This window comes from Neptuniibacter marinus, from assembly GCF_001597725.1.
GTDB classification, from domain to species: Bacteria; Pseudomonadota; Gammaproteobacteria; order Pseudomonadales; family Balneatricaceae; genus Neptuniibacter; species Neptuniibacter marinus.
Genome location: NZ_LUTR01000094.1, coordinates 1 through 254, shown reverse-complemented (window position 1 = coordinate 254; position 254 = coordinate 1). Strand labels below are relative to the sequence as shown.

The 254-nt window shown below is 52.4% G+C and carries 1 protein-coding gene; it reads right to left on the bottom strand.

Features of this window, described 5'->3' with window-relative positions:
• A partial coding sequence (locus A3774_RS16190) for an AAA family ATPase (protein WP_197468097.1) occupies positions 1-254 on the bottom strand: 254 nt, incomplete at both ends.

Below are 254 nucleotides of genomic sequence, written 5' to 3'. Positions count from 1 at the left end.
CCTGCCACAGAGACCTGTGATTCTGCCATGGCCTCAAGCAAGGCCGATTGGACTTTTGCTGGTGCACGATTGATCTCATCGGCAAGAACGAGATGAGAGAAAACCGGCCCCTTTTTGAAGGTGAGCGATTGTGTATGGCTGTCATAGAGCTCACTACCGGTGATATCCGCAGGCAACATATCAGGAGCAAATTGGCTTCTATTCAAGGTTGAGTCGAGTTGTGCCGCCATGACGCTCGCACTGCGAGCTTTCGC